This is a genomic window from Streptomyces sp. NBC_01508 (assembly GCF_045040315.1).
Lineage (GTDB): Bacteria > Actinomycetota > Actinomycetes > Streptomycetales > Streptomycetaceae > Streptomyces.
In genome coordinates this window covers 2,208,620-2,231,606 of the sequence record NZ_CP109419.1, presented here as the reverse complement: position 1 = coordinate 2,231,606, position 22,987 = coordinate 2,208,620, and the positions used below count along the sequence as shown (strand labels likewise).

Here is a 22,987-nt window from a genome sequence, read left to right as displayed (position 1 = left end):
GTCCCGCCTGGCCGACGACGCCCGGCACGCACTCCCCCGTAGCCCCGAGGGGGGCACGGGAGGTGCCCCTCGCCGCGTTGACAGCGTTTTCGAAGACGTCCAAGTACGGCCGGGCCATCCACAACGCCGACCCTCGGCCTTGCGATCGCACGCACCAACGTGACATCAGCCGCTGCGCGGCGGGCGCCCCCTGACCCAGCCTGATCCAAACGACAGCCCCTGGACGAGCCGCTCCGAAGCCCCGTCTGCCCGCCCCCTCGCCCCGCGCGCCCGGGAGGAAGCGGGCGATCCCGCCCGGCGGGTGAGGAACATCTCGGTCCTCCTGCCGCGACCTCCCCGTACAGCGCCGGGACACCCCTCGCCGGGGCGTCCGGCACTGTCCGGGACGGTCCGCGCCGCCCCCCACCCCCGCCCACGGCGGCCCGCGCCCACCGCGGCTCGTAGAATCGTCAGCACCATGGCATATCTCGACCACGCCGCGACCACCCCGATGCTTCCCGAGGCCATCGAGGCGATGACCGCCCGGTTCACCGACGTCGGCAACGCCTCCTCGCTGCACGCCGCCGGGCGGCGGGCACGGCGTACCGTCGAGGAGGCGCGCGAAGAGCTGGCCGAATCCCTCGGCGCGCGGCCCAGCGAGGTCGTCTTCACCTCCGGCGGCACGGAGGCCGACAATCTCGCGGTGAAGGGCCTCTACTGGTCGCGCCGCGACGCCGACCCGGCCAGGACACGCGTACTCGCCAGCCCCGTGGAGCACCACGCCGTCCTCGACGCCGTCGACTGGCTCGGCGAGCACGAGGGCGCGAACGTCGAGTACCTGCCCGTCGACGGCTACGGCAGGGTCTCGCCGCAGTCCCTGCGGGAAGCCATCGAGCGCGACCCCGACGACGTCGCGCTGGCCACCGTCATGTGGGCGAACAACGAGATCGGCACGATCCTCCCCGTACGCGAACTCGCCGAGGTCGCCGCCGAGTTCGGCATTCCGCTGCACTCGGACGCCGTCCAGGCGTTCGGCCAGACCGAGGTCGACTTCGCCGCGTCCGGGCTCGCCGCGATGACCGTCACCGGGCACAAGGTCGGCGGCCCCTACGGGGTGGGCGCGCTGCTCCTCGGCCGTGAGTACACGCCCGTCCCCGTCCTGCACGGCGGCGGCCAGGAGCGCCACGTGCGCTCCGGGACCCTCGACGTCCCCGCGATCGCCGCCTTCGCCGTCGCGGGGCGGCTCGCCGCCGAACGCCGGGGCGAGTTCACGCGCGACATCGGCGCCCTGCGGGACGAGTTGATCGCCTCCGTACGGAAGGCGGTGCCGGACGCGATCCTCGGCGGCGACCCCGTCGACCGCCTCCCCGCCAACGCGCACTTCAGCTTCCCCGGCTGCGAAGGCGACTCGCTGCTCCTGCTGCTGGACGCGCAGGGCATCGAGTGCTCGACCGGGTCGGCCTGTACGGCGGGGGTGGCGCAGCCCAGCCACGTACTGCTGGCCACCGGCACCGACCCGGAGCTGGCGCGCGGCACGCTCAGGTTCTCGCTCGGTCACACTTCTACGGAGGCCGACGTCAAGGCGGTCGCCGCGGCGATCGGCCCGGCGGTGGAGCGTGCCCGGACGGCGGGCCTGAGCTAGGGCCTCTCGTTTGGATCTTGCCGGGCTCGCGGTCCCTGGCACCGCGCCTCGCCGCGTTGATGGCGGAAGGGGGGGCACGGCTCCCGCCATGCCTCCCTCCTCCGCCTCGCGATCCACGGCACCAGACCCCGCTCCCTCATCCGGCCCGATCCAAACGAAAGACCCTAGCCCGGTGGTCGTTGTCCTCAAGCGCCGGGCGGGCTTGCGGTGAGTTGCGGTTGTCGGTCGTGGGCGGGGTGCGGGGTCTGCGGGTGGGTGTGTCCGGACGGCGTGATTTACGCCGCGTGCAACGCTCGTTGGACCCGACGGGACCGGGTTGTCCACGCGACACAAATCAGCCTGAGTGTCCGAACACACCCACCCTCCGACCCCGCCCCCCGGCCACCACCGCAACCACCCCAGTCCGTCCGGCGTTCGAGGACGGACCCCGCCACCACGCGGACACGGTCCGGCCAACCCGGCCACACCGCGACCAGCCAGCCCGTCCGGCGCTTGAGGACAACCACCCACCGGGCCGGCGGAATTGAAGCCCGGCCGGCGGTTGAGGCCACAACGACCACCGGGCGGACCCGGTCAAACGAAACCCCGGCCCGCTACACCCGCACCGCCCGCACCAGCTTCATGTACCGGTCCCAATCCCAGTGCGGCCCCGGATCCGTGTGGTCCGTCCCCGGCACCTCCACGTGCCCGATGATGTGCTTCCGGTCGACCGGTATCGCGTACCGCTGACAGATCCCCGCCGTCAGCCGCGCCGACGAGGCGTACATCTCGTCCGTGAAGTCCTCCGGCCGGTCCACGAACCCCTCGTGCTCGATGCCGACGCCGCGTTCGTTGTAGGAGCGATTCCCCGCCTGGTACGCCACGTCCAGCTCACGGATCATCTGTGCCACATGCCCGTCCTTGCGCACCACGTAGTGGGTGGCCGCCTGGTGCGCCGGGTCCTTGAAGACCTTGAGGGCCGTGCGGTAGCTGCCCTGCACGACATGGATGATCACCCGGTCCACGGGGTAGTCGTCGGGCCGGTCCGCCCGGCGCCAGTTCGCCGACGACGCCGCCACCCACTCGGCGCCCGCGTGATCCAGCTCACCCGGTTCGCGCGGCTTCTCCACGCCCGGCACCCGGTACCAGAGCCGCGTCGCCTCGTCCTGGCCCGCCATGATCGCGACCGCCCCACCGCCCACCACCACGGCGGCGCCCCCGATCAGCAGGGTGCGCCGTCCGATCCTCGGTCCCCCGCCGACCGGGGGCGCGCCCGCACCGGTGCCGCCCGCACCTGGGGTGTCACCGTTCGCGCCACCGCTCGTGGCGTCCCGCTCTCTCTTGCCCATGCACCGTCAACGGATACTCGCGCGACTCTGGTTCCCCGGCACCCTTACGCTTGAGTGGCTATGACTCAGACACCTCAGCGCCCCCTCCGTGTGCTCGCCGCCATGTCCGGCGGCGTGGACTCCGCCGTCGCCGCCGCCCGCGCCGCCGAAGCCGGTCACGACGTCACCGGCGTCCACCTCGCGCTCTCCGCGAACCCGCAGTCGTTCCGTACGGGCGCGCGGGGCTGCTGCACCATCGAGGACTCACGAGACGCGCGGCGGGCCGCCGACGTCATCGGCATCCCCTTCTACGTATGGGACCTCGCCGAGCGCTTCCGTGAGGATGTCGTCGAGGACTTCATCGCCGAGTACGAGGCCGGGCGCACCCCGAACCCGTGTCTGCGCTGCAACGAGAAGATCAAGTTCGCCGCGCTGCTCGACAAGGCGATCGCGCTGGGCTTCGACGCCGTCTGCACCGGCCATTACGCGACGGTCGTCACCGGCCCCGACGGGGCCCGTGAGCTGCACCGCGCGAGCGACATGGCCAAGGACCAGTCGTACGTCCTGGGCGTGCTCGACGAGCGGCAGCTCGCGCACGCCATGTTCCCGCTCGGGGACACCCTCACCACGAAGGACGAGATCCGCGCGGAGGCCGAGCGCCGTGACCTGGCCGTCGCGAAGAAGCCCGACAGCCACGACATCTGCTTCATCGCCGACGGCGACACCCAGGGCTTCCTCGCCGCCCGGCTCGGCAAGGCCGAGGGGGACATCGTGGACGAGTCGGGGGCCAAGGTCGGCACCCACGACGGCGCGCACGGCTTCACCATCGGCCAGCGCAAGGGCCTGCGGATCGGCCACCCGGCACCGGACGGCAAGCCCCGCTACGTGCTGGACATCTCACCCGTCGACAACACCGTGACGGTCGGCCCCGTGGCCGCCCTCGACGTCGGCGCCCTGACGGCCATCAGGCCCCGTTGGTGCGGCGGCACGGCCCCGTCCGGCCCCGGTGAGTACACGGCGCAGCTGCGCGCCCACGGCGACGAGACGCCGGTCACCGCCGAGCTGGTCGACGGCACCCTGCACGTCGCCTTCGCCGAGCCGGTACGGGGCGTGGCGCCGGGCCAGGCGATCGTGCTGTACGACGGCACGCGCGTGGTCGGCTCGGCCACGATCGCGACGACGGAGCGGCACCGCACGGAAGCCCTGACCGGCTGACCTGTGTGGCGGTGGGCCGCTCGGCCCGTGGTGCGGGGGAGCTGGTCGCCGCACCCGTGGGGAAGACCCGTTACGCAAGCGTGATCGGGCACGCTCTTGTGGCTTGTGAGGGGTCTGCCCCAGGATGTGCGTGTATGCGCATACAGGCGGCGCATGCATGCGGCCGTCCGCTCCGTTGAGCCGTCCCCCACCGTTCTGCTCTCCTCCCAAGGAAGTGCGACGCCATGACGCCTGCCCCAACCCCCCGCCGCCGCACCGTCCTGGGCGGAGCCGCCCTCGGTACGCTCGCCGCCGCGGGCCTGCCCGCCGGGGAGGCCCAGGCCGCCCCCGTCGCCCCGGCCCCGCCCGGCGACACCGGCCTGGCCGGCTCGGTGTCGTACCGGAACAAGCAGATCCTCATCGGCGGCAAGCCCGCCCTCGTACTCGCCGGAGAGATCCACAACTTCCGGCTGAAGAAGGCCGACTGGCAGTCCAGGCTCGACAAGCCGGCCGGCGACGGGAACGACCGGATCGGCATCACGGGGGAGCGCCACGGCTTCGCCGCACCGGTCGATCCGGAGGGCAGGCCAGGGGTCAGCTACGCGCCGACGCGGCGGACGGTGCGCGATGGGCGGCCTCGCCGGTGTCCTCGCGCCGATGCGCACGACCTACGACGACGTGGCGCTCGGCTTCGTACCGGATCACTATCTGACCGAGTACCACCCGCCGAAGCTCGCCTCCGTACAACGTGTGCTGGACGAAGCGGTGAACACGCGCGGTGCGGGTCCACGCGGCTCCCTGGCCCGCGCGATGCCGCTCGGCGGCTTCCGCTACCGGGGCGTGAACCTCCAGGCGGGCGACCTGGACCCGAAGACCGTACCGGTGCTCGCACTGGCCACTGGCGAGCACCTGGGCGCCGAACTCCAGCGGCGCCTGGTCCGCTACACCGAGGCGGGCGGAAAGCTGCTGCTGTCCGGGAGGCTGCCCGTCAAGGACATGGCAGACGAGCCCTGCACCGTGCTCGCGGACGCGCTGGGCCTCAGGGCCGGTGACACGCTCACCGACGCGAACCGCTTCTGGCTGTCGGTCACCGCCCACGGCTGGGCGGCGCCGCTGCCCGAAGTACGGCTCTCACGTACCCAGTTGTGCGAGCCCTCCCGAGGAACGACCGTGCTGCGCGAGCTGTCCACGGGCAAGGCTGCGGATTCGACATCCCGCTCGGGCGGGGGCGGGCCGTCGTGATCACCACGGACTACCAGTGCGACCTGACCTTCTGGGGCCGTGCCTTCCGCGTCCTGGACGCCGCCCCCGCCCTCCGGCACAGCGCGACCGACCCGGGAGTCTTCCTGCTGACGACGGCGGACGGCGAGCGCGGACGGCTGCCGCACGCCTTCAACGTCTCCTCCGGTTACGACCAGGACTTCACGGTCACGGAGAACGGCAAGCCCCTCTTCGGCGGCGAGAAGCTGCACCTGCCCGGTCGTACGGCGGCGATCCCGCCGCTCGGGCTGACCGTGGGCGGCCTGCGCGTCGCGTACGCGACGGCGGAACTCACCGGCGCCGCCGACGGCCGGGCGACGTTCCGCGCGCTCGGCGATCCGGGCGCTCCCGGCGCTCCGGGCGGGGAATCGGTGGTCGCGGTGGACGGCGCGGCGCGGTGTGAGGGCGCCCGGACCTCGACCGAGGGCGGCCGGTCCGTCCTGCGCGTACGCCGAACCGAGTTCACCGTGCACCGCGGCTGACCGCCGACCGCCGGCTCTGTCCCGCGGGGGCTGTCGGTGGCCCTGCCGCGGGGCGGGCTACGGTGACGGGACCCCGCCCCGCCCAGACCGAGAGAAGCCCACCGTGGCCGAGCACTTCCTGGACTCCGTGCCCGGCACGGTCAGCAACGTCTTCTCGCGCGAACTGACCCCGGTGCTCACCGTCGACCCCGGCGACACCCTCACCGTCCACACGCTCGACTGCTTGGGCCATCTGGAGCGCCGCCACACGGCCGACGAGAACGTGCCGCGCATGTTCGGCGAGCGGCGCGGCCACCGCCTGGTCGGTCCGATCGCCGTACGCGGCGCCGAGCCCGGCATGGCCCTCGCCGTACGGCTGGAGTCCCTGCGACCCGACGCGTGGGGCTTCACCGCGGCGGCGACGTACGACACCCCGCTCACCCGCCGGCTGGGCATGGCCGCCGAGGACTCCGAGTGGCTGCTGTGGGACCTGGACGCGGACCAGGGCACCGGGACCGACCAGTACGGTCACACGGTCTCCCTGGCGCCCTTCCTCGGCGTCATCGGCACACCCCCCGACGAGCCGGGCGAGCACTCCACGACGCCGCCCCGCACCCTCGGCGGCGGCAACATCGACTGCCGCGAACTGGTCGCGGGATCCACCCTGTTCCTCCCCGTCACCGTGCCCGGCGCGCTGCTCAGCGTCGGTGACGGCCACGCCGCGCAGGGCGACGGCGAGGTCTCCGGCACGGCCGTCGAATGCGGCATGACGACCCGGCTCACCGTCGACCTCCAGCCGGTCCCGGCCCTCCCGGCACCCCACGCGCTCACCCCGGCGGGCCGGATCACCTTCGGCTTCGACGCGGACCTCAACGAGGCGTCGGCCCAGGCTCTCGACGCGATGCTGACGTGGATGACGTCGCTGTACGGGGTGAGGCGGGCGACGGCGCTGGCTCTGGCGAGCACGACGGTCGACCTTCGGGTGACCCAGGTGGCCAATCAGACGTGGGGAGTGCACGCACTGCTGCCGGACGACGCGATCCGCTGAACCCCACGCGCCCGTGCCGGCACCGGGCCTGGGAGGCGAGCAGCCCTCCGTTCGCCGCTCTTCCCGTCGCCGCGCTCCCGGCCATCGCGCTCACCGCTCGCCCCGTCCTCACGCCGCCGCGGCGAAATACTCTTCGAGGACCGGCGCCAGCACATGGGGCGCCACCTCGTGCACCTGACCCGTCAGGGTGCGGTGCCGCCCGCGCGGCAGCGCGTCGGCCACCGCCCGCGCCGCCGCCCGCATCGGCCGCGGACTCGCGCCCCCGTCCACGACCATCACGCGCGCCGTGATCCGCGCGAGCCGTTCCGTCGGGACCGGGCCCGGACCCATCACGGCGTTGTCGTACGCGAGGGTGTGCGCCAGCGCCGTCATGCCCCGCCAGATCGTCGCCCGGCGCATCACCGCCACCACGTCGGGCGGCACTCCGAGCACCGACAGGAACAGCTCCACGGCCTCGTCCCGCAGCCCCCGCGACAGCAGGTCGTCGAGCCGCGCCGTGCAGGCCGCGTTGTCCGTGGCATCGCCAGGACCGGTGTCGTACGGAGGCTCGTACACGGCGAGTTGGGTGAACGGCAGCCCCGTCGCGGCCGCCTCCAGCGCCAGTGCGGCGCCCGAGGACATCCCGTACACCGAGGCGCTGCCGCCCACCTCCGTAAGGAGGGCGGCGATGTCCTCGACCTCGCGCTCCACCGCGTACGGCGCGGTGTCGCCGCTGCCGCCGCGCCCCCGCCTGTCGTAGGTGATCACGCTGAAGCGAGGTGCGAGGAGCGCCGCCAGCGGTGCCTGTGCCTCCGCCGTGCTGAACGCCCCTCCCACCATGATCACCGGCGGCCCGTCGCCGCCCGTCCGCCGGTACGCGATGAGGGTGCCGTCCCCCGACTTCGCCTTGCCCACTAGGTCCATACGCATATGGACCGGCGGCCTCACCGGAACTCATCGCCGGCGAGCGGAATTCGGCGGAGTTATTTTCCGGGGCCGCCGCTCAGCTCCCCACGACCTCTGTCTCGTAGAAGCAGAAGTGGTCCTTGATCTCGGCCACTTCGTCCTTCGGCTCGGGATATGCCCAGACCAGGTCGGGCGCGTCCGGCAGCGACCAGTAGGACGCGTCGCCCTTGAACGGGCAGTGGGTCGTGGTGTCCGACGGGCTCAGCAGCTCCGTACGTACGTCCTCGGGCGGCAGGTAGTAACGGACGGGCAGCCCGGTCTCGCGCAGCAGCAGCGGGCGGTGGCTGTCCGCGACAACCTGTCCGTCACGGACGACCCGTACGTGCTCGGTGCCCTGCTCGACGGTGATGGTGTGGCCCTTGGCCATGACGATCGGCTCCTTCGGTGAACTCGGTCCCTCGTCTTCCGCGGTCCCTTCTACCGTCAGCAACGGCCGAACACGCCCTCTTCCCAAAGAGGTCACCCGGATACCGTGGCGCCATGAATATCTGCGTCTTCCTCTCCGCCGCCGACCTCGACGAGCGCTACACCCGACCCGCCCGCGAGTTCGCCGAACTGCTCGGCAAGGGCGGTCACACGCTCGTCTGGGGCGGTTCGGACGTCGGGCTGATGAAGGTCGTCGCCGACGGGGTGGAGGAGGCGGGCGGGCGGCTCGTCGGGGTCTCCGTCGGCTTCCTGGGTGCCACGGCGCGGGCGCGGGCCGACGAGATGGTGATCGCCAAGGACCTCGCCGAGCGCAAGGCGCTGCTCCTCGCCAAGTCCGACGCCGTCGTGATCATGGTCGGCGGTACGGGCACCCTGGACGAGGCGACCGAGATCCTTGAACTGAAGAAGCACGGCATGCACGACAAGCCCGTGGTGCTGCTCAACACGGCGGGCTTCTACGACGGCCTCAAGGAGCAGTTCGGCCGGATGGACCGGGAGGGCTTCCTGCCCGCTCCCCTGACCGACCTGGTCTTCTTCGCGGAGGACGCGGTGGGCGCCCTCGCCTACCTGGAGGAGTCCGCCGGGATCCGCTGACCCGGCGAACGGGACGCTGGCGGGGCCGGACAGGGCCTACGGCGGGACCGTACGGCCGTGCCATGGGGTGATGCGAACATGACCCCATGGCTACCCATCTGATCACCGGCGCGGGCTCCGGCATCGGCGCCGCTGTCGCGCGCCGGCTGCACGAGCGCGGCGACGACCTGCTGCTCTTCGCCCGCGACGCCGGCCGCGGCAAGGAACTCGCCGCGGCCTACCCCGGAGCCCGCGCGCTCGTCGGCGACCTCGCGACCCCCGACCGGCTCTCCTGGGCGCTGTCGCACCAGACGCTCCCCGACCACCTGGACTCGCTCCTGCACATCGCGGGCATCGTCGACCTCGGCCCCGTCGGCGAGTTGACCCCCAAGGCGTGGACGAGCCAGCTCAACGTGAACCTCGTCGCGCCCGCCGAGCTGACCAGGCACTTCCTGCCCCAACTGCGCGCCTCGCGGGGCCAGGTGGTCTTCGTCAACTCGGGCGCCGGTCTCACCGCCCACGCCCAGTGGGGCGCGTACGCCGCCTCCAAGCACGGCCTGAAGGCGCTCGCCGACGCCCTCCGTGAGGAGGAGCGGCCGAACGGCCTGCGTGTCTCCTCGGTCTATCCGGGCCGTACGGCCACCCCCATGCAGGTCAAGGTGCACGGGCAGGAGGGCAAGGAGTACGACGCCGCCCGCTGGATCGACCCGGAGTCGGTCGCGACGACGATCCTCACCGCCCTGGACCTGCCGCGCGACGCGGAGATCAACGACCTGACGGTGCGGCCGGGACGATGACCGAGCCCACGAGTGACAGCGGGACCGAGACGCCGGCGAAGCCCTGGTGGGGTGCCGCCACCGGCGTCGGATCGATGCCCGGCGACGACGCACGCGAGACGGCCAAGGGCGTCACCGGCACCTTCGAGGACTTCCCGCACCTCGCCGAACTGCCCGCGCGTGGCCCCGGCGCCGACATGATCGGGCGCACCGCCGGGCTCCTCGTCGAGGTCTTCGCCCGCGTGGAGCCCAGCGGCTGGCGGATCGGCGACCGCCCCGGCCGCGACACCCGGCGGTCCTGGTCGTGGCTGGGCGAGGACCTGGACGCGCTCGAAGAGTTCACCCAGGGGTACGAGGGTCCGCTCAAGATCCAGGTGGTCGGCCCGTGGACGCTCGCCGCCGCCCTGGAACTGCGCAACGGCGAGTCGGCGCTCAGCGACCCCGGAGCCTGCCGCGACCTCACCGGATCCCTGGTGGAAGGAGTGACGGCGCATCTCGCGGACGTAAGGCGCCGGGTGCCCGGCGCCCGGCCGGTGCTCCAGCTGGACGAGCCGTCCCTCACCGCCGTACTGCGCGGCCAGGTCAAAACGGCCAGCGGGTACCGGACCCACCGGGCGGTGGACCGGCAGGTCGTCGAGGACGCGCTGCGCCGCGTGATGCGGGCGAACGACGGCCCCGCCGTCGTGCACTCCTGCGCCCCGGACGTCCCGTTCGCGCTGCTGCGCCGTGCGGAGGCGGCGGCCGTGTCGTTCGACTTCTCCCTGCTCACCGAACGTGACGAGGAGACGATCGGCGAGGCGGTGGAGGGCGGTGTGAAGCTCTTCGCCGGCACCGTGCCGGGCACCGACACCCCATTGTCAGACCCTGCCGGTAGCGTCATGGGTGTCAGAACGCTGTGGCGCAGGCTGGGGCTGGATCCGGGGATTCTCGCGGAGTCCGTGGTGATCACCCCGTCCTGCGGGCTCGCGGGTGCTTCGCCCGGTTATGCCCGTGCCGCCATGGCGCACTGTGTCAGGGCGGCGCGATCCCTCGCGGACAACCCTGAGTGACATTCGCAGACATGGGCCGCGCTGATCGCGGCGCTCGCGGCGACGCGGTGAATCGGGAGGACGAAACGGTGGCTGGCGAACAGCAGACGGCAGTGCCCGCGGAAGCGCGGGAGCGGCACGCGCACCTCGCCGAACAGGTCGAGGAGCACCGGTTCCGCTACAACGTGAAGGACCAGCCGGTCGTCAGCGACGGCGAGTTCGACAAGCTGCTGCGCGCCCTTGAGGCGCTGGAGGAGCAGTACTCCGAACTGCGTACGCCCGACTCGCCGACCCAGAAGGTCGCGGGGACGTACAAGACGGAGTTCACCGCGGTCGAGCACCGCGAGCGCATGCTGTCGCTGGACAACGCGTTCGACGACGAGGAGCTGGCCGCCTGGGCGGAGCGCGTCGCCCGGGACGTGGGCGCGCCGGGCTACCACTTCCTGTGCGAGCTGAAGGTGGACGGACTCGCCGTCAATCTGACGTACGAGCAGGGCAGGCTGACGCGCGCCGCGACCCGCGGGGACGGCCGCACCGGCGAGGACATCACGCCCAACGTCCGTACGATCGCGGAGATCCCGCACCGGCTGACGGGCGACCGCGTCCCGGAGCTGGTCGAGATCCGCGGCGAGGTCTTCTTCCCCATGGAGGGCTTCAAGGAGCTGAACGCCCGGCTGGTCGAGGCGGGTGACAAGCCGTTCGCCAATCCGCGCAACGCGGCGGCGGGTTCGCTGCGCCAGAAGGACCCCAAGGTCACGGCGTCGCGCCCGCTGCACATGGTGGTGCACGGCATCGGCGCGCGGCAGGGCTTCGACATCGACTGCCTGTCGCACGCCTACGTACTGCTGGAGGAGTGGGGCCTGCCGACGGCCCAGCACAACAAGGTCGTCGAAGACCTCGCCGGCGTACGGGAGTTCATCTCCTACTTCGGTGAGAACCGCCACTCGGTGCGGCACGAGATCGACGGCGTCGTGGTCAAGCTGGACGAGATCGCCCTCCAGGGAAGGCTCGGTTCCACCTCCCGCGCCCCGCGCTGGGCGATCGCCTGGAAGTACGCGCCCGAAGAGGTCAACACCAAACTGGTCGACATCCGGGTCGGCGTCGGACGCACCGGGCGGGTCACTCCGTACGCGGTGGTCGAGCCGGTCACCGTCGCCGGTTCCGAGGTCGAGTTCGCCACGCTGCACAACCAGGAGGTGGTGAAGGCCAAGGGCGTCCTCATCGGTGACACGGTCGTGCTGCGCAAGGCGGGTGACGTCATCCCGGAGATCCTCGGCCCGGTCGCCGACCTGCGGGACGGCAGCGAGCGCGAGTTCGAGATGCCGGCCGTCTGCCCCGAGTGCGGCACGGAACTACGGGCCATGAAGGAGGGTGACATCGACCTCCGCTGCCCCAACGGCCGTTCCTGCCCGGCCCAGTTGCGTGAGCGGCTGTTCTATCTCGGCGGCCGTAAGTGTCTGGACATCGAGAACTTCGGCTATGTGGCCGCCGCCGCGCTGACGAAGCCGCTGGAGCCGTCGACGCCCCCCCTGCTCGACGAGGGCGACCTCTTCTCCCTCACCGTGGACCAGTTGCTGCCCATCAAGGCGTACGTGCTGGACCAGGACACCGGTCTGCCCAAGCGCGACCCGGAGACCGGCGAGGAGAAGACCGCCACCGTCTTCGCCAACCAGGAGGGCGAGCCGAAGAAGAACGCGCTGGCGATGCTGGAGCACATCGCGGCGGCCAGGCAGCGCCCGCTGGCGCGCATCATCGCGGGGCTGTCCATCCGGCACGTGGGGCCGGTCGCCTCGGTCGCGCTGGCCCGGGAGTTCCGGTCCATGGACCGTATCCAGCAGGCCACGGAGGAGGAGTTGGCGGCCGTCGAGGGCGTCGGCCCGACCATCGCCGCCTCCCTCAAGCAGTGGTTCGAGGTGGACTGGCACCGCGAGATCCTGCGCAAGTGGCGCGAGGCCGGGGTCCGGATGGAGGACGAGGGCGCCGGCGAGGACGAGGGGCCGCGTCCGCTCGCGGGCCTCACCGTCGTCGTCACGGGCACGCTGACCGATCACACCAGGGATGGCGCGAAAGAGGCCCTCCAGACGCTCGGAGCGAAGGTGGCCGGGGCGGTGTCGAAGAAGACCGCCTTCGTGGTGGTCGGCGACAACCCCGGCTCCAAGTTCGACAAGGCGATGCAGTTGAAGGTGCCGGTGCTCGACGAGGCGGGGTTCGCCGTCCTGCTCGCCGAAGGCCCCGACGCGGCGCGGGAGGCCGCCGTACAGCCGCCGGAGGCCCCTGAGGAGAGTGCGCCGGAACCGGCCAAGGATGTCCCGAAAGCGGCTGACGACGCGTCCGCCGAGAGCGGCGCCGAGTGACCGAACGGGCACAACGAGCCCTCGTACGTCACCCGTTCGGCGCATACCAGATGGATAAGGAAGGGCGGGTTGCATTCGGGCAACAGCGGTAGAGCGCTGCCCGTTGAAGCCATTCGCGGCCTACTGTTGAGGGGTACGCCTGTCGTGCACGGCTGCGTGTGGGAAATCAGTCGTCGTGGCATGACAACGCGCCATCGCGTGGTAACGGCACTGCCGGCTGTGAGAGGGACGGGAATGAAACCGACCGAGAGCGCCGCCCCGGTCTCACGTCCGCGTGGATTCGCGGGACTTGGAGGCACGTCGGCCTCAGTGCCCCTCGTCGTGGTGGGACTCGCCGCCGTCGTGCTGGCGTTCGGCATCGTCCAGGAGGTACGGGACGGCCGGGCGCTCTTCCCGGGCGGCACCACCGGCTGGTCGCTCGCGGTGCTCACCGGCATCGTCGTCGGCCATCTCGTCGCGCTCGGCCGCGACCGCTGGTGGGGCGGCACGGGCTCCGGCGCCGCTCTCACCCTCGGCGTGCTGCTCCTGTACGGCTGGGTGGCCGCCGGGCTGGTCAGTCTCGCCGTCGTGGTGCTGGTCGGCATCGCCCGCCGACACCGCTGGCGGCAGGGCGCGTTGCACGGCGCCGTGGACATCCTCGGCATCGGGGCTGCGGCGCTGGTCCTGCTCGCCTTCGGCGACGTACCGACGGTCGCCGACCCCGGGCGGCCCCTCCACTGGGGGATCGGCGCCGTCCCCGAGATCGTGCTGGCGGCCGGGGCGTATCTGGTGGTGACCCGGCTGCTCCTGTGGTATTCGCAGACCCCGCAGGGCGGCGGCCTGCCGACCGTCGACCGCACGGCCCTCCTGCGGCAGTGCCTCCTCGCCGTCGCGCTGCTCGGCATCACCCCGCTGATCTGCGTGGTCGCCGTGTCCCGGCCGGTGGTGCTGCCGCTGTTCGCCGTCCCGCTGATCGCTCTCGACTCCACACTCTGGATAGCCAGGGCGCGCGCCGAGGAGCAGTTGCGCGACCCCCTGACCGGGCTGCCCAACCGGCAGTGGCTCCTTGAGCGGACCTGGACGGCGCTGGAGGAGGCCAAGGCCCTCGGCGCGCGCTCCGCGCTGGTCCTGATCGACCTCGACCGGTTCCGCTCGGTCAACGACACTCTCGGCCATCTCGCGGGCGACCGGCTGCTGTTGCAGATAGCTGACCGGCTCAAGCTGGCCCTGCCGCGCGGGGCGGAGGCCGCGCGGCTCGGCGGCGACGAGTTCGCCGTACTGCTGCCGCTGGTCGACTCCACGACCAGCGCGCAGCGTGTGGCCCGCCATCTCGCGGCCGAACTGTCCTCGCCGCTCGACCTGGACGGACTGACACTCGTCCTGGAGGCGAGCGCCGGTGTCGCCGTCTACCCCGAGCACGCGGTGGACGCCGAAGGGCTGCTCCAGCGGGCCGACGTCGCGATGTACCAGGCCAAGCGGGACCGTACGGGCGTGGAGGTGTACGAGTCCAAGCGGGACTCCAACACCCCCGACCGGCTCGGCCTGTTGGGCGATCTGCGGCGCGCACTCGACGCGGGCGACGTGGAGCTGCACTACCAGCCGAAGGTCCGCTTCGACGGCCAGGTCGTCGGCCTGGAGGCGCTCGTGCGGTGGGTGCACCCCGAGCGGGGGAGAGTGCCCCCGGACGAGTTCATCGCCATCGCCGAGTCCTCGGGCCTGATGCCGCATCTCACCGAGTACGTACTGGAATCGGCCCTCGGCCAGGTCGCCCGCTGGCGCGCCCAGGGCCTGTTCGTGCCGGTGGCCGTCAACGTCTCACCGCGCGATGTCCACACCCCGGGCTTCGCCGGCGCGGTCGCCGCGCGCCTCGCCCGGCACGGTGTCCCGGCCGGCGCGCTCCAACTGGAGATAACCGAGCACGTCCTGCTGGAGGACCCGCAGCGGGCCGCCGACACCCTGGCGGGCCTGACGGGCCACGGCGTGAAGATGTCCCTCGACGACTTCGGCACGGGCTACTCGTCGCTGGTCCATCTGCGCCGGCTCCCGGTGAGCGAGCTGAAGATCGACCGCTCGTTCGTGGCCCGCCTCGCCATCGACAACGAGGACGCGGAGATCGTCCGTTGCACGATCGACCTCGCCCATTCACTGGGTCTGGTGGTCGTCGCCGAGGGCGTCGAGGACGACGAGACCTGGGAGCGCCTGCGCGACCTGGGCTGCGACGCCGTCCAGGGCTGGCTCGTGGCCGCCGCGATGCCCCCGCACGAGGCGACGTCCTGGCTGCTGGCCCGCGGCGAGACCGGCTGGCGCCGCCCGCCGCGCACACCGGCCCTGGAGCCGCCGCGCACCGACGCGTCGGGCACCTCCAGCCGCGTGGTCCAGTAAGCCGACACCGACACCGACACCGACACCGACAGCTCGCCGACGCCGGCACCTCGCCGGGGCCGGAGCGTGCGACGGGAACCGTTTCGTCGGCACGGTGCCGCGCCCCATAGGATTGGGCCAAAATCCCGACACCCACCCAGAGGATCGCCGCATGCCTGGCATCACGCGCGAGGAGGTCGCCCACCTCGCACGACTGGCGCGTCTGGAGCTGAAGGGCGAAGAGCTCGATCACTTCGCCGGTCAGCTCGACGACATCATCGGCGCGGTCGCCCGCGTATCCGAGGTCGCCGACCAAGACGTTCCGCCGACCTCCCACCCGCTGCCGCTGACCAACGTCATGCGCGCGGACGAGGTACGCCCGTCGCTCACCCCCGAGCAGGCGCTCTCCGGCGCCCCGGCCCAGGAACAGCAGCGTTTCAAGGTGCCGCAGATCCTGGGGGAGGACTAACAGCCATGACGGACACCAAGACCGACATCATCCGGCTCACCGCCGCCGAGATCGCCGAGAAGATCGCCTCCGGCGAGCTGACGGCCGTCGAGGTCACCGAGGCCCATCTCGCCCGCATCGAGGCCGTCGACGAGAAGGTTCACGCCTTCCTGCACGTCGACCGCGAAGGCGCCCTCGCGCAGGCCCGCGCCGTGGACGAGAAGAAGGCCAGGGGCGAGAAGCTCGGCCCGCTGGCCGGCGTCCCGCTCGCGCTCAAGGACATCTTCACCACCGAGGGCATCCCGACCACCGTCGGCTCCAAGATCCTCGAAGGCTGGATCCCGCCGTACGACGCGACGGTCACCCGGCGTCTCAAGGAGGCCGGGGTCGTCATCCTCGGCAAGACCAACATGGACGAGTTCGCCATGGGGTCCTCCACGGAGAACAGCGCGTACGGCCCCACGGGCAACCCCTGGGACCTGACCCGCATCCCCGGTGGCTCCGGCGGCGGCTCGTCGGCCTCCCTCGCGGCGTACGAGGCGCCGCTGGCCATCGGTACGGACACCGGCGGCTCCATCCGCCAGCCCGCGTCCGTCACCGGCACGGTCGGCGTCAAGCCCACCTACGGCGGTGTCTCCCGCTACGGCATGGTCGCCTTCTCGTCCTCGCTCGACCAGGGCGGACCGTGCGCCCGTACGGTCCTGGACGCGGCCCTCCTGCACGAGGTCATCGGCGGCCACGACCCGCTCGACTCGACCTCCATCGACGCCCCCGTCCCGCCGGTGGTCGAGGCCGCCCGCAACGGCACCGTCGCCGGTATGCGCGTCGGCGTCGTGCGGCAGTTCTCCGGCGAGCACTACCAGGCCGGCGTCATGCGGCGCTTCGCCGAGTCCGTCGACCTCCTCAAGGAGCTGGGCGCGGAAGTGGTCGAGCTGGACTGCCCGTCCTTCGACCTCGGCCTCTCGGCGTACTACCTGATCGCCCCCTCCGAGTGCTCCTCCAACCTCGCGCGCTTCGACGCCATGCGCTACGGCCTGCGGGTCGGCGACGACGGCACCCGTTCCGCCGAGGACGTCACCGCCCTCACCCGTGAGGCGGGCTTCGGCGACGAGGTCAAGCGGCGCATCATGCTCGGTACGTACGCGCTCAGCTCCGGCTACTACGACGCGTACTACGGCTCCGCGCAGAAGGTCCGCACCCTCATCGTCAGGGACTTCGAGAAGGCCTTCGAGCAGGTCGACGTGATCGTCTCGCCGACCACGCCCACCACCGCCTTCCCGATCGGTGAACGCGCCGACGACCCCATGGCGATGTACCTTTTCGATCTGTGCACCATCCCGACCAACCTGGCCGGAAACGCCGCCATGTCGCTGCCCTGCGGACTGGCGCCGGAGGACGGTCTGCCGGTCGGGCTGCAGATCATCGCCCCCGCGATGAAGGACGACCGGCTCTACCGGGTAGGCGCCGCGGTCGAGGCGGCGTTCGTGGAACGCTGGGGACACCCGCTGTTGGAGGAGGCACCGTCGCTATGAGCTCAATGACCAAGAAGGCCAAGGGCTTCAAGAAGTCGAAGTCCGGCATGTACCTGTCGATCGGCACGACCGCTTTCGGAGCGGTCAGCGTCATCAAGCAGGCCAGGACGGCCCGCGAGGACCACGACACGCTGCGGCTGATCGACGCCGCCGTCTCCGCCGCCGCCATCATCACCGGCATCGCTCTGCTCTACCGCGAGCTGAAGCGGCTGGGCGACGACGACGTCCTGCTGGGCTGAGCCCGCAGAGAGGGAAAGTTTCACCGTGACCGTCACTGAACACGTGTCGCTCGTCCCCTACGAGGACGCTCTCGCGACGTACGACCCCGTCATGGGCCTGGAGGTCCATGTCGAGCTCGGCACCAGAACGAAGATGTTCTGCGGCTGCTCCACCGAGCTGGGCGCCGACCCCAACTCGCAGACCTGTCCCACCTGTCTCGGCATGCCGGGGGCGCTCCCGGTCGTCAACGCGATCGGCGTCGAGTCCGCCGTCAAGATCGGTCTCGCGCTGAACTGCGAGATCGCTCAGTGGTGCCGGTTCGCCCGGAAGAACTACTTCTACCCGGACATGCCGAAGAACTTCCAGACCTCGCAGTACGACGAGCCGATCGCCTTCAACGGCTATCTGGACGTCCAGCTGGAGGACGGCGAGATCTTCCGGGTGCAGATCGAGCGCGCCCACATGGAGGAGGACACCGGCAAGTCGCTGCACGTCGGCGGCGCCACCGGCCGTATCCACGGCGCGTCCCACTCCCTGCTGGACTACAACCGCGCCGGCATCCCCCTCATCGAGATCGTCACCAAGCCGATCGAGGGCGCCGGGGCGCGTGCGCCGGAGGTCGCGAAGGCGTACGTCGCGGAGCTGCGCGAGCTGATCAAGGCGCTGAACGTCTCCGAGGCCCGGATGGAACAGGGCCAGTTGCGCTGCGACGTCAACCTGTCGCTGCGCCCGCACGGCCGGGAGAAGTTCGGCACCCGCTCCGAGACGAAGAACGTCAACTCGCTGCGCAGCGTGGAGCGGGCGGCGCGCTACGAGATCCAGCGGCACGCCGCGGTGCTCAACGGCGGCGGCACGATCATCCAGGAGACCCGCCACTTCCACGAGGAGGACGGTTCCACGACGTCCGGCCGTGTGAAGGAGGAGGCGGAGGACTACCGGTACTTCCCCGAGCCCGACCTCGTCCCGATCGCGCCCCCGCGCGACTGGGTGGAGGAACTGCGGGGCGGACTGCCGGAGTTGCCCCGGCTGCGCCGTAAGCGGCTGCGCGAGGAGTGGGGCGTCTCGGAGCACGACATGCAGTCGATGCTCAACGCCGGCGCGGTCGACCTGATCACCGCCACGATCGAGGCCGGTGCCCCGGCCGACCAGGCACGCAAGTGGTGGATGGGCGAGCTGGCGCGCAGCGCCAACGAGACGTCCACGGACCTCGCGGCGCTCCCGATCACCCCGGCGCAGGTCGCCAGGGTGGCGGCACTGGTGGCCGCGGGCGACCTGAACGACAAGCTGGCCCGGCAGGTGCTGGAAGGCGTCCTCGCGGGCGAGGGCGACCCGGACACCGTCGTCGAGAAGCGCGGCCTGAAGGTCGTCTCCGACGAGGGCGCGCTGGGCACGGCGGTGGACGAGGCGATCGCCGCGAACCCGGCGATCGCGGACAAGATCCGCGCGGGCAAGGTCGCGGCGGCGGGCGCGCTGGTGGGCGCGGTCATGAAGGCCACCCGCGGCCAGGCGGACGCGGCACGGGTCCGCGAACTGATCCTGGAACGCCTGGGCGCGGAGGGCTGATACGGGGGCGGGTGGCGCCGGGGCAGAGCTTCGACCGGCCCCGCCCCGGCCCCGGTGCCACCGCACAGGCCCCCGGCGCCACTGCCCCGGCCCCGGTCGCGTGTTCCACGACAGGCCCTGGCCCTCAATCGCCCGGACGGGCGGCGAGTTCAGCCCGTCCGGCGATTGAGGACAGGCGCGGCCACGAGCCGCGCGACCCTGCCGACGACCCCGGGCCACAGCATCGGGCGAGAGTGTCGCGGGGCGGATCCCCACGCGGGCCGTAGGTTTGGCGGGCGTCGCGTGTGGTGCGCGGCCCGCGTGAACTCCTCGTCCGCCCACCAGCACCCAGGCGCCGCCCGTGAACAGCCTCGTCGCCGAGATCGTGTCCGCCGGGTTGCTCCTCGGCGTGCTCGCCTTCGCCGTCGCGCGGCCGAGAGGCCTGCCCGAAGCTGTCGCCGCCCTCCCGGCCGCCGGGCTCGTCGTCGCCATCGGCGCCGTCTCACCCGCCGACGCCTGGGAGCAGACACACACGCTGCTGCCCGTGGTCGGATTCCTCGCGGCGATTCTCGTACTCGCTCAACTCTGCGACGACGACGGTCTGTTCGACGCGGCCGGCGATCTTGTCGCCCGTCTCTGCGGCGGGCGCCCGCGCCGTCTGCTCGGTGGCGTGTTCGGCGTCGCCGCCGTCACCACCGCCGTGCTCAGTCTCGACGCCACCGTCGTCCTGCTGACGCCCGTCGTGTTCGTGACCGCGAGCCGCGTCGGCGCCCACCCCCGCCCGCACGTCTACGCCTGCACCCACCTCGCGAACTCCGCGTCGCTCCTGCTGCCCGTCTCCAACCTCACCAACCTCCTCGCGTTCACCGCCAGCGGGCTGAGCTTCACCCGGTTCGCCCTGCTCATGGCGCTCCCGTGGCTGGCGGCGATCGCCGTCGAGTACGTCGTCCTGAGCCGTTTCTTCGCGACCGACCTGGCCGTCGCGGCGCACCCTCCCAAGGAGGCCGCGCCGCGCGCCGTACCACCGACCTTCACGCTCGTCGTCCTCGGCCTGACCCTCGTCGCGTTCGCCGTCACCTCCCTGATCGGTGTCGAACCGCTCTGGGCGGCCTTCGCCGGTACGGCCGTGCTCGCCGCCCGCGCGCTGCGGCGCCGGCGCACCACGGTCCCCGCCCTCTTCCGTGCCGCGTCCCCGCTCTTCTGCCTCTTCGTGCTGGCCCTGGGCATCGTCGTGAAGGCGGTCGTCGACAACGGCCTGGACACCGGAATCGAGCGGATCCTGCCGAACGGCGAATCCCTCACCACCCTGCTCGCGATCGCCGCCGTCGCCGCCCTCCTGGCCAACCTGATCAACAACCTGCCCGCGATCCTCGCCCTGCTGCCGGTCGTCGCGCCCGCGGGCCCCGGCCCCGTACTCGCCGCGCTCATCGGGGTGAATCTGGGCCCCAACCTCACGTACGTCGGTTCCCTCGCCACCCTTCTGTGGCGCCGTGTCCTGCACGAACACGACTCGGCGCCCTCGCTGGGGCAGTTCACCCGGCTCGGGTTGCTCACCGTGCCCGCGACTCTGATCGCTTCGACCGTTGCCCTGTGGGGCACGCTCCAGTTGTGAGTGACGTGAAGACAACCGCCCTCGTCTGGATCAGCCCGTCCACCTGGCCCGCCTGTGTCGACGCCGCACGGGAGAGAGCGCCCGACGACCACGTCGTACTGCTGCACGTCGGCGACGACCGGATCGCCGCCGAGGCCCACCGCGCCTACGCGGGGCTCCTCGGCCGTGGCCACGGGCCCGAGCGGGACCCCGGCAGCCGTCTGGAGGCGCTGTCCGGCGCGGCCGGCGCCGACCTCCTTGAGGAGGCCGCGCACCGGCTCGGCCGGCCCTGCGAACTGCTCGACCGGCACGGCCGTCCACAGGAGGAGGTCATCCGCGCGGCGGCCGACGTGGATCTGCTGATCTGCGCGCGGGACGGAGACCGTGACCGACCGGGCCCGCACAGCCTCGGCCCCGAGTCCCGCTTCGTGGTCGATCACGCGCCGTGCCCCGTCCTGCTGGTGTGGCCGCACCAGAGCTGAGCACCGGAACCGAGTGGTGGCGCCGCGCCCCGGTGCGACAATTTCCGCATGAACATAACGAGCAAGGACGAACTTCTGGCCGAAGCCGTCGAACTGCGCACACGTGGGGAAGCGGAACAGGCCCGGGAGCGGCTGGTGGCTCTCGCCGACCGGTATCCGGACGACGCCGTGATCGCTTGTCAGACCGCCTGGACCCACGACGCCCTCGGCCTGGAGGCGGAGGCCGTCGCCTACTACGAAACGGCGCTGGCCGGCCCGGACCTCCCGCCACAGGACCGACTCGGCGCGCTGGTGGGTCTCGGCAGCACGTTCCGGATCCTCGGCCGCTACGAGAAGGCCGTCGAGACGCTGCGGGGCGGGCTGGTGGAGTTCCCCGACGACGGTGCCCTGCGGACCTTCCTCGCGATGGCGCTGTTCAACACCGGGCGGCACGACGAGGCGATGCGGCTCCTGCTGGAACTGCTGGCATCGACCAGCGAGGACCCCGAGGTGCGGGCGTACCGGGACGCCATCAGCCACTACGCCAAGGACCTGCGCGAGGTGGTGGGACAGCAGCCATGAGCGTACGCGGCGCACCGCTGTGGGGTGTGCTGCTCGGTGCCCTGCTGCTGACGGGTTGTCAGCAGCACGCCACCCCCGGTCCGGACGGTGCGGCGCCCCCGGCCCCGCTGCTGTCGTCCCCTTCGGTCAGTGCCTCCGTACAGACGCCGTACGTGGAACCGGGCGTGGTCGACGGCGCACCCCGTGACAACACCGCCTATCGCCGCCCCGGCGAGATGTCCCCGGCAGGCGAGAAGGCGGCCCTGGCGCAGGCCGAGCGGATGACGCCCGTCGTGGAGCGTCTGACGCGCGCCGGGGACATCGAGCCGGCGACCGTCCGCGAGGAACTGCTCAAGCTCGGTTACCGGCCGGACGACCTTGAGGTGCAGCCGATGTACGCGCGTTGGAAGGACGACGGGAACGTCACTCCGCCCGGCGCGCTCATCGGCCTCACGGTCGGCGCGGACGCGTGCGTCACCGGCTACGCGCACGACAACGGCGGCGCGGTGCGGGCGAGCGGCCGGTTCATGGAGACCGGCTGCGTCACCCCGCCGATCGGCCACTGAAAGGCCACCGAGCGCCCGCTGAGCGCCCGTTGAACGGGCTGGCCGAGCGGTTACGGGTACAGGTCCCGGCCGTACGTCGTGGGGTCGTCCAGCGCCCCGAGGACGAGGTCGGCGAGGTCCGCGTAGGTCGTGCGGGGCGCGAGGCCCCGGTGCGGCGTGAAGGAGCGGGGGCGGGTGCCGCGTGCGGGGCCGTGGCGCAGCACCCCGGACCGTACGACGGTCCAGTCGAGGCCACTGGTGAGGATCACCGCGTCCTGCGCCTCCCGTTCGCGCAGGAGGGGGCGGGCCGTCGCGCGGTAGAGGGCGGCGACGGTACGGCCCGAGAGGCCGCGTACGTGCGGGCCGTACCCGGCCTCCGAGATGACGATCAGCCGCCGTACGGCCGGCTCCCGCATCGCGTCCACGATCAGTTCGGTGCCGCGTGAGTACAGCGGCGTCGTCCGGTTGCCCTTCAGGCCGAAGGCGATCACCGCGGCGTCGGCGCCGGTGAGGGCGTCGGCCACGGAGCTCTCGTCGAACGGGCTGCCGGTCACCACCCGGTCGACGGGGGCGGCGCCGAGGCGCGCCGGCTCCCGCACCTGCGCGGTGGTGCGGTGCCCGGCGCGTGCGGCGGCGGTGAGGAAGGCTTGTCCGGTACGCCCGGTGGCGCCGAACACGGTGACATTCATGGGCTTGCTGTCCCTGTCGTCTTCGTGATCGTCTGCATGGGTCTCATCATCGGGCGCGCCCGAGGC

The 22,987-nt window shown here is 72.0% G+C and carries 22 protein-coding genes; 18 read left to right on the top strand and 4 right to left on the bottom strand.

From position 1 onward, the window contains the following. The first annotated feature begins 457 nt into the window (after positions 1-457). Positions 458-1,621, top strand: coding sequence for a cysteine desulfurase family protein (locus OG700_RS10010; protein ID WP_405611944.1), 1,164 nt, complete (start codon positions 458-460; stop codon positions 1,619-1,621). A 593-nt stretch (positions 1,622-2,214) separates the two neighbouring features. On the opposite strand, the gene OG700_RS10005 is transcribed toward OG700_RS10010, so the two are convergent. Beyond that, positions 2,215-2,949 carry an N-acetylmuramoyl-L-alanine amidase gene (locus OG700_RS10005; protein WP_405611942.1) on the bottom strand — a complete coding sequence of 245 codons (735 nt, stop codon included), beginning with the start codon at positions 2,947-2,949 and terminating at the stop codon, positions 2,215-2,217. A gap of 60 nt (positions 2,950-3,009) precedes the next feature. Here OG700_RS10005 and mnmA point away from each other — a divergent pair, with 60 nt between their 5' ends. From mnmA to OG700_RS09985, 4 genes are all read left to right on the top strand, one after another. After that, the gene (mnmA, locus tag OG700_RS10000) at positions 3,010-4,143 is read left to right on the top strand and encodes a tRNA 2-thiouridine(34) synthase MnmA (protein ID WP_405611940.1); all 1,134 of its coding nucleotides are present in this window, start codon (positions 3,010-3,012) and stop codon (positions 4,141-4,143) included. Positions 4,144-4,749: 606 nt separating this feature from the next. Beyond that, entirely contained in the window at positions 4,750-5,364 is a 615-nt protein-coding gene (locus tag OG700_RS09995) for a hypothetical protein (RefSeq protein ID WP_405611938.1), read from the top strand. Beyond that, a complete protein-coding gene (locus OG700_RS09990) occupies positions 5,361-5,864 on the top strand; it encodes a hypothetical protein (protein WP_405611936.1) in 504 nt (167 codons plus the stop codon). Before OG700_RS09995 ends, OG700_RS09990 begins: the two co-directional genes overlap by 4 nt. A gap of 103 nt (positions 5,865-5,967) precedes the next feature. Beyond that, positions 5,968-6,891 carry an acetamidase/formamidase family protein gene (locus OG700_RS09985; protein ID WP_405611934.1) on the top strand — a complete coding sequence of 308 codons (924 nt, stop codon included), beginning with the start codon at positions 5,968-5,970 and terminating at the stop codon, positions 6,889-6,891. 108 nt (positions 6,892-6,999) lie between these two features. On the opposite strand, the gene OG700_RS09980 is transcribed toward OG700_RS09985, so the two are convergent. Both OG700_RS09980 and OG700_RS09975 read right to left on the bottom strand, forming a co-directional pair. Then, a complete protein-coding gene (locus tag OG700_RS09980; RefSeq protein WP_405621563.1) occupies positions 7,000-7,785 on the bottom strand; it encodes an alpha/beta fold hydrolase in 786 nt (261 codons plus the stop codon). An 88-nt stretch (positions 7,786-7,873) separates the two neighbouring features. Next, complete coding sequence (locus OG700_RS09975) at positions 7,874-8,203, bottom strand: DUF427 domain-containing protein (RefSeq protein WP_405611932.1); 330 nt, start codon at positions 8,201-8,203, stop codon at positions 7,874-7,876. Between the two features lie 113 nt (positions 8,204-8,316). Here OG700_RS09975 and OG700_RS09970 point away from each other — a divergent pair, with 113 nt between their 5' ends. The 13 genes from OG700_RS09970 to OG700_RS09910 all read left to right on the top strand — a co-directional run bounded on the left by OG700_RS09970 (position 8,317) and on the right by OG700_RS09910 (position 22,253). Beyond that, positions 8,317-8,856 carry a TIGR00730 family Rossman fold protein gene (locus OG700_RS09970; RefSeq protein ID WP_405611930.1) on the top strand — a complete coding sequence of 180 codons (540 nt, stop codon included), beginning with the start codon at positions 8,317-8,319 and terminating at the stop codon, positions 8,854-8,856. 86 nt (positions 8,857-8,942) lie between these two features. Next, positions 8,943-9,632, top strand: coding sequence for an SDR family oxidoreductase (locus OG700_RS09965; protein ID WP_405611928.1), 690 nt, complete (start codon positions 8,943-8,945; stop codon positions 9,630-9,632). Continuing rightward, positions 9,629-10,660, top strand: a complete 1,032-nt coding sequence (locus OG700_RS09960; RefSeq protein ID WP_405611926.1) for a methionine synthase — start codon at positions 9,629-9,631, stop codon at positions 10,658-10,660. The genes OG700_RS09965 and OG700_RS09960 overlap by 4 nt, the downstream gene beginning before the upstream one ends. 68 nt (positions 10,661-10,728) lie before the next feature. Beyond that, positions 10,729-12,993 (top strand): NAD-dependent DNA ligase LigA, encoded by a 2,265-nt coding sequence (ligA, locus tag OG700_RS09955; RefSeq protein ID WP_405611924.1) that lies wholly within the window; start codon positions 10,729-10,731, stop codon positions 12,991-12,993. A 234-nt stretch (positions 12,994-13,227) separates the two neighbouring features. Next, positions 13,228-15,354, top strand: coding sequence for a putative bifunctional diguanylate cyclase/phosphodiesterase (locus OG700_RS09950; protein ID WP_405611922.1), 2,127 nt, complete (start codon positions 13,228-13,230; stop codon positions 15,352-15,354). A 151-nt stretch (positions 15,355-15,505) separates the two neighbouring features. Then, positions 15,506-15,802 carry an Asp-tRNA(Asn)/Glu-tRNA(Gln) amidotransferase subunit GatC gene (gatC, locus tag OG700_RS09945; RefSeq protein ID WP_015036350.1) on the top strand — a complete coding sequence of 99 codons (297 nt, stop codon included), beginning with the start codon at positions 15,506-15,508 and terminating at the stop codon, positions 15,800-15,802. 5 nt (positions 15,803-15,807) lie between these two features. Then, positions 15,808-17,313 carry an Asp-tRNA(Asn)/Glu-tRNA(Gln) amidotransferase subunit GatA gene (gene gatA, locus OG700_RS09940; protein ID WP_405611920.1) on the top strand — a complete coding sequence of 502 codons (1,506 nt, stop codon included), beginning with the start codon at positions 15,808-15,810 and terminating at the stop codon, positions 17,311-17,313. Next, positions 17,310-17,552 carry a hypothetical protein gene (locus tag OG700_RS09935; RefSeq protein ID WP_405611918.1) on the top strand — a complete coding sequence of 81 codons (243 nt, stop codon included), beginning with the start codon at positions 17,310-17,312 and terminating at the stop codon, positions 17,550-17,552. Before gatA ends, OG700_RS09935 begins: the two co-directional genes overlap by 4 nt. Positions 17,553-17,577: 25 nt before the next feature. Further along, entirely contained in the window at positions 17,578-19,095 is a 1,518-nt protein-coding gene (gatB, locus tag OG700_RS09930) for an Asp-tRNA(Asn)/Glu-tRNA(Gln) amidotransferase subunit GatB (RefSeq protein WP_405611916.1), read from the top strand. A gap of 340 nt (positions 19,096-19,435) precedes the next feature. Beyond that, positions 19,436-20,686, top strand: coding sequence for an SLC13 family permease (locus tag OG700_RS09925; RefSeq protein ID WP_405611914.1), 1,251 nt, complete (start codon positions 19,436-19,438; stop codon positions 20,684-20,686). Further along, positions 20,683-21,147 carry a universal stress protein gene (locus OG700_RS09920; protein ID WP_405611912.1) on the top strand — a complete coding sequence of 155 codons (465 nt, stop codon included), beginning with the start codon at positions 20,683-20,685 and terminating at the stop codon, positions 21,145-21,147. The genes OG700_RS09925 and OG700_RS09920 overlap by 4 nt, the downstream gene beginning before the upstream one ends. A 48-nt stretch (positions 21,148-21,195) precedes the next feature. Beyond that, positions 21,196-21,708, top strand: coding sequence for a tetratricopeptide repeat protein (locus OG700_RS09915; RefSeq protein WP_405611910.1), 513 nt, complete (start codon positions 21,196-21,198; stop codon positions 21,706-21,708). Then, a complete protein-coding gene (locus OG700_RS09910; RefSeq protein ID WP_405611908.1) occupies positions 21,705-22,253 on the top strand; it encodes a hypothetical protein in 549 nt (182 codons plus the stop codon). Before OG700_RS09915 ends, OG700_RS09910 begins: the two co-directional genes overlap by 4 nt. 50 nt (positions 22,254-22,303) lie before the next feature. Here the strand turns inward: OG700_RS09910 and OG700_RS09905 are convergent, their stop codons facing one another. Further along, positions 22,304-22,921: an NAD(P)-dependent oxidoreductase gene (locus tag OG700_RS09905; RefSeq protein ID WP_405611906.1), complete on the bottom strand. Its 618-nt coding sequence runs from the start codon at positions 22,919-22,921 to the stop codon at positions 22,304-22,306. Positions 22,922-22,987 lie beyond the last annotated feature (66 nt).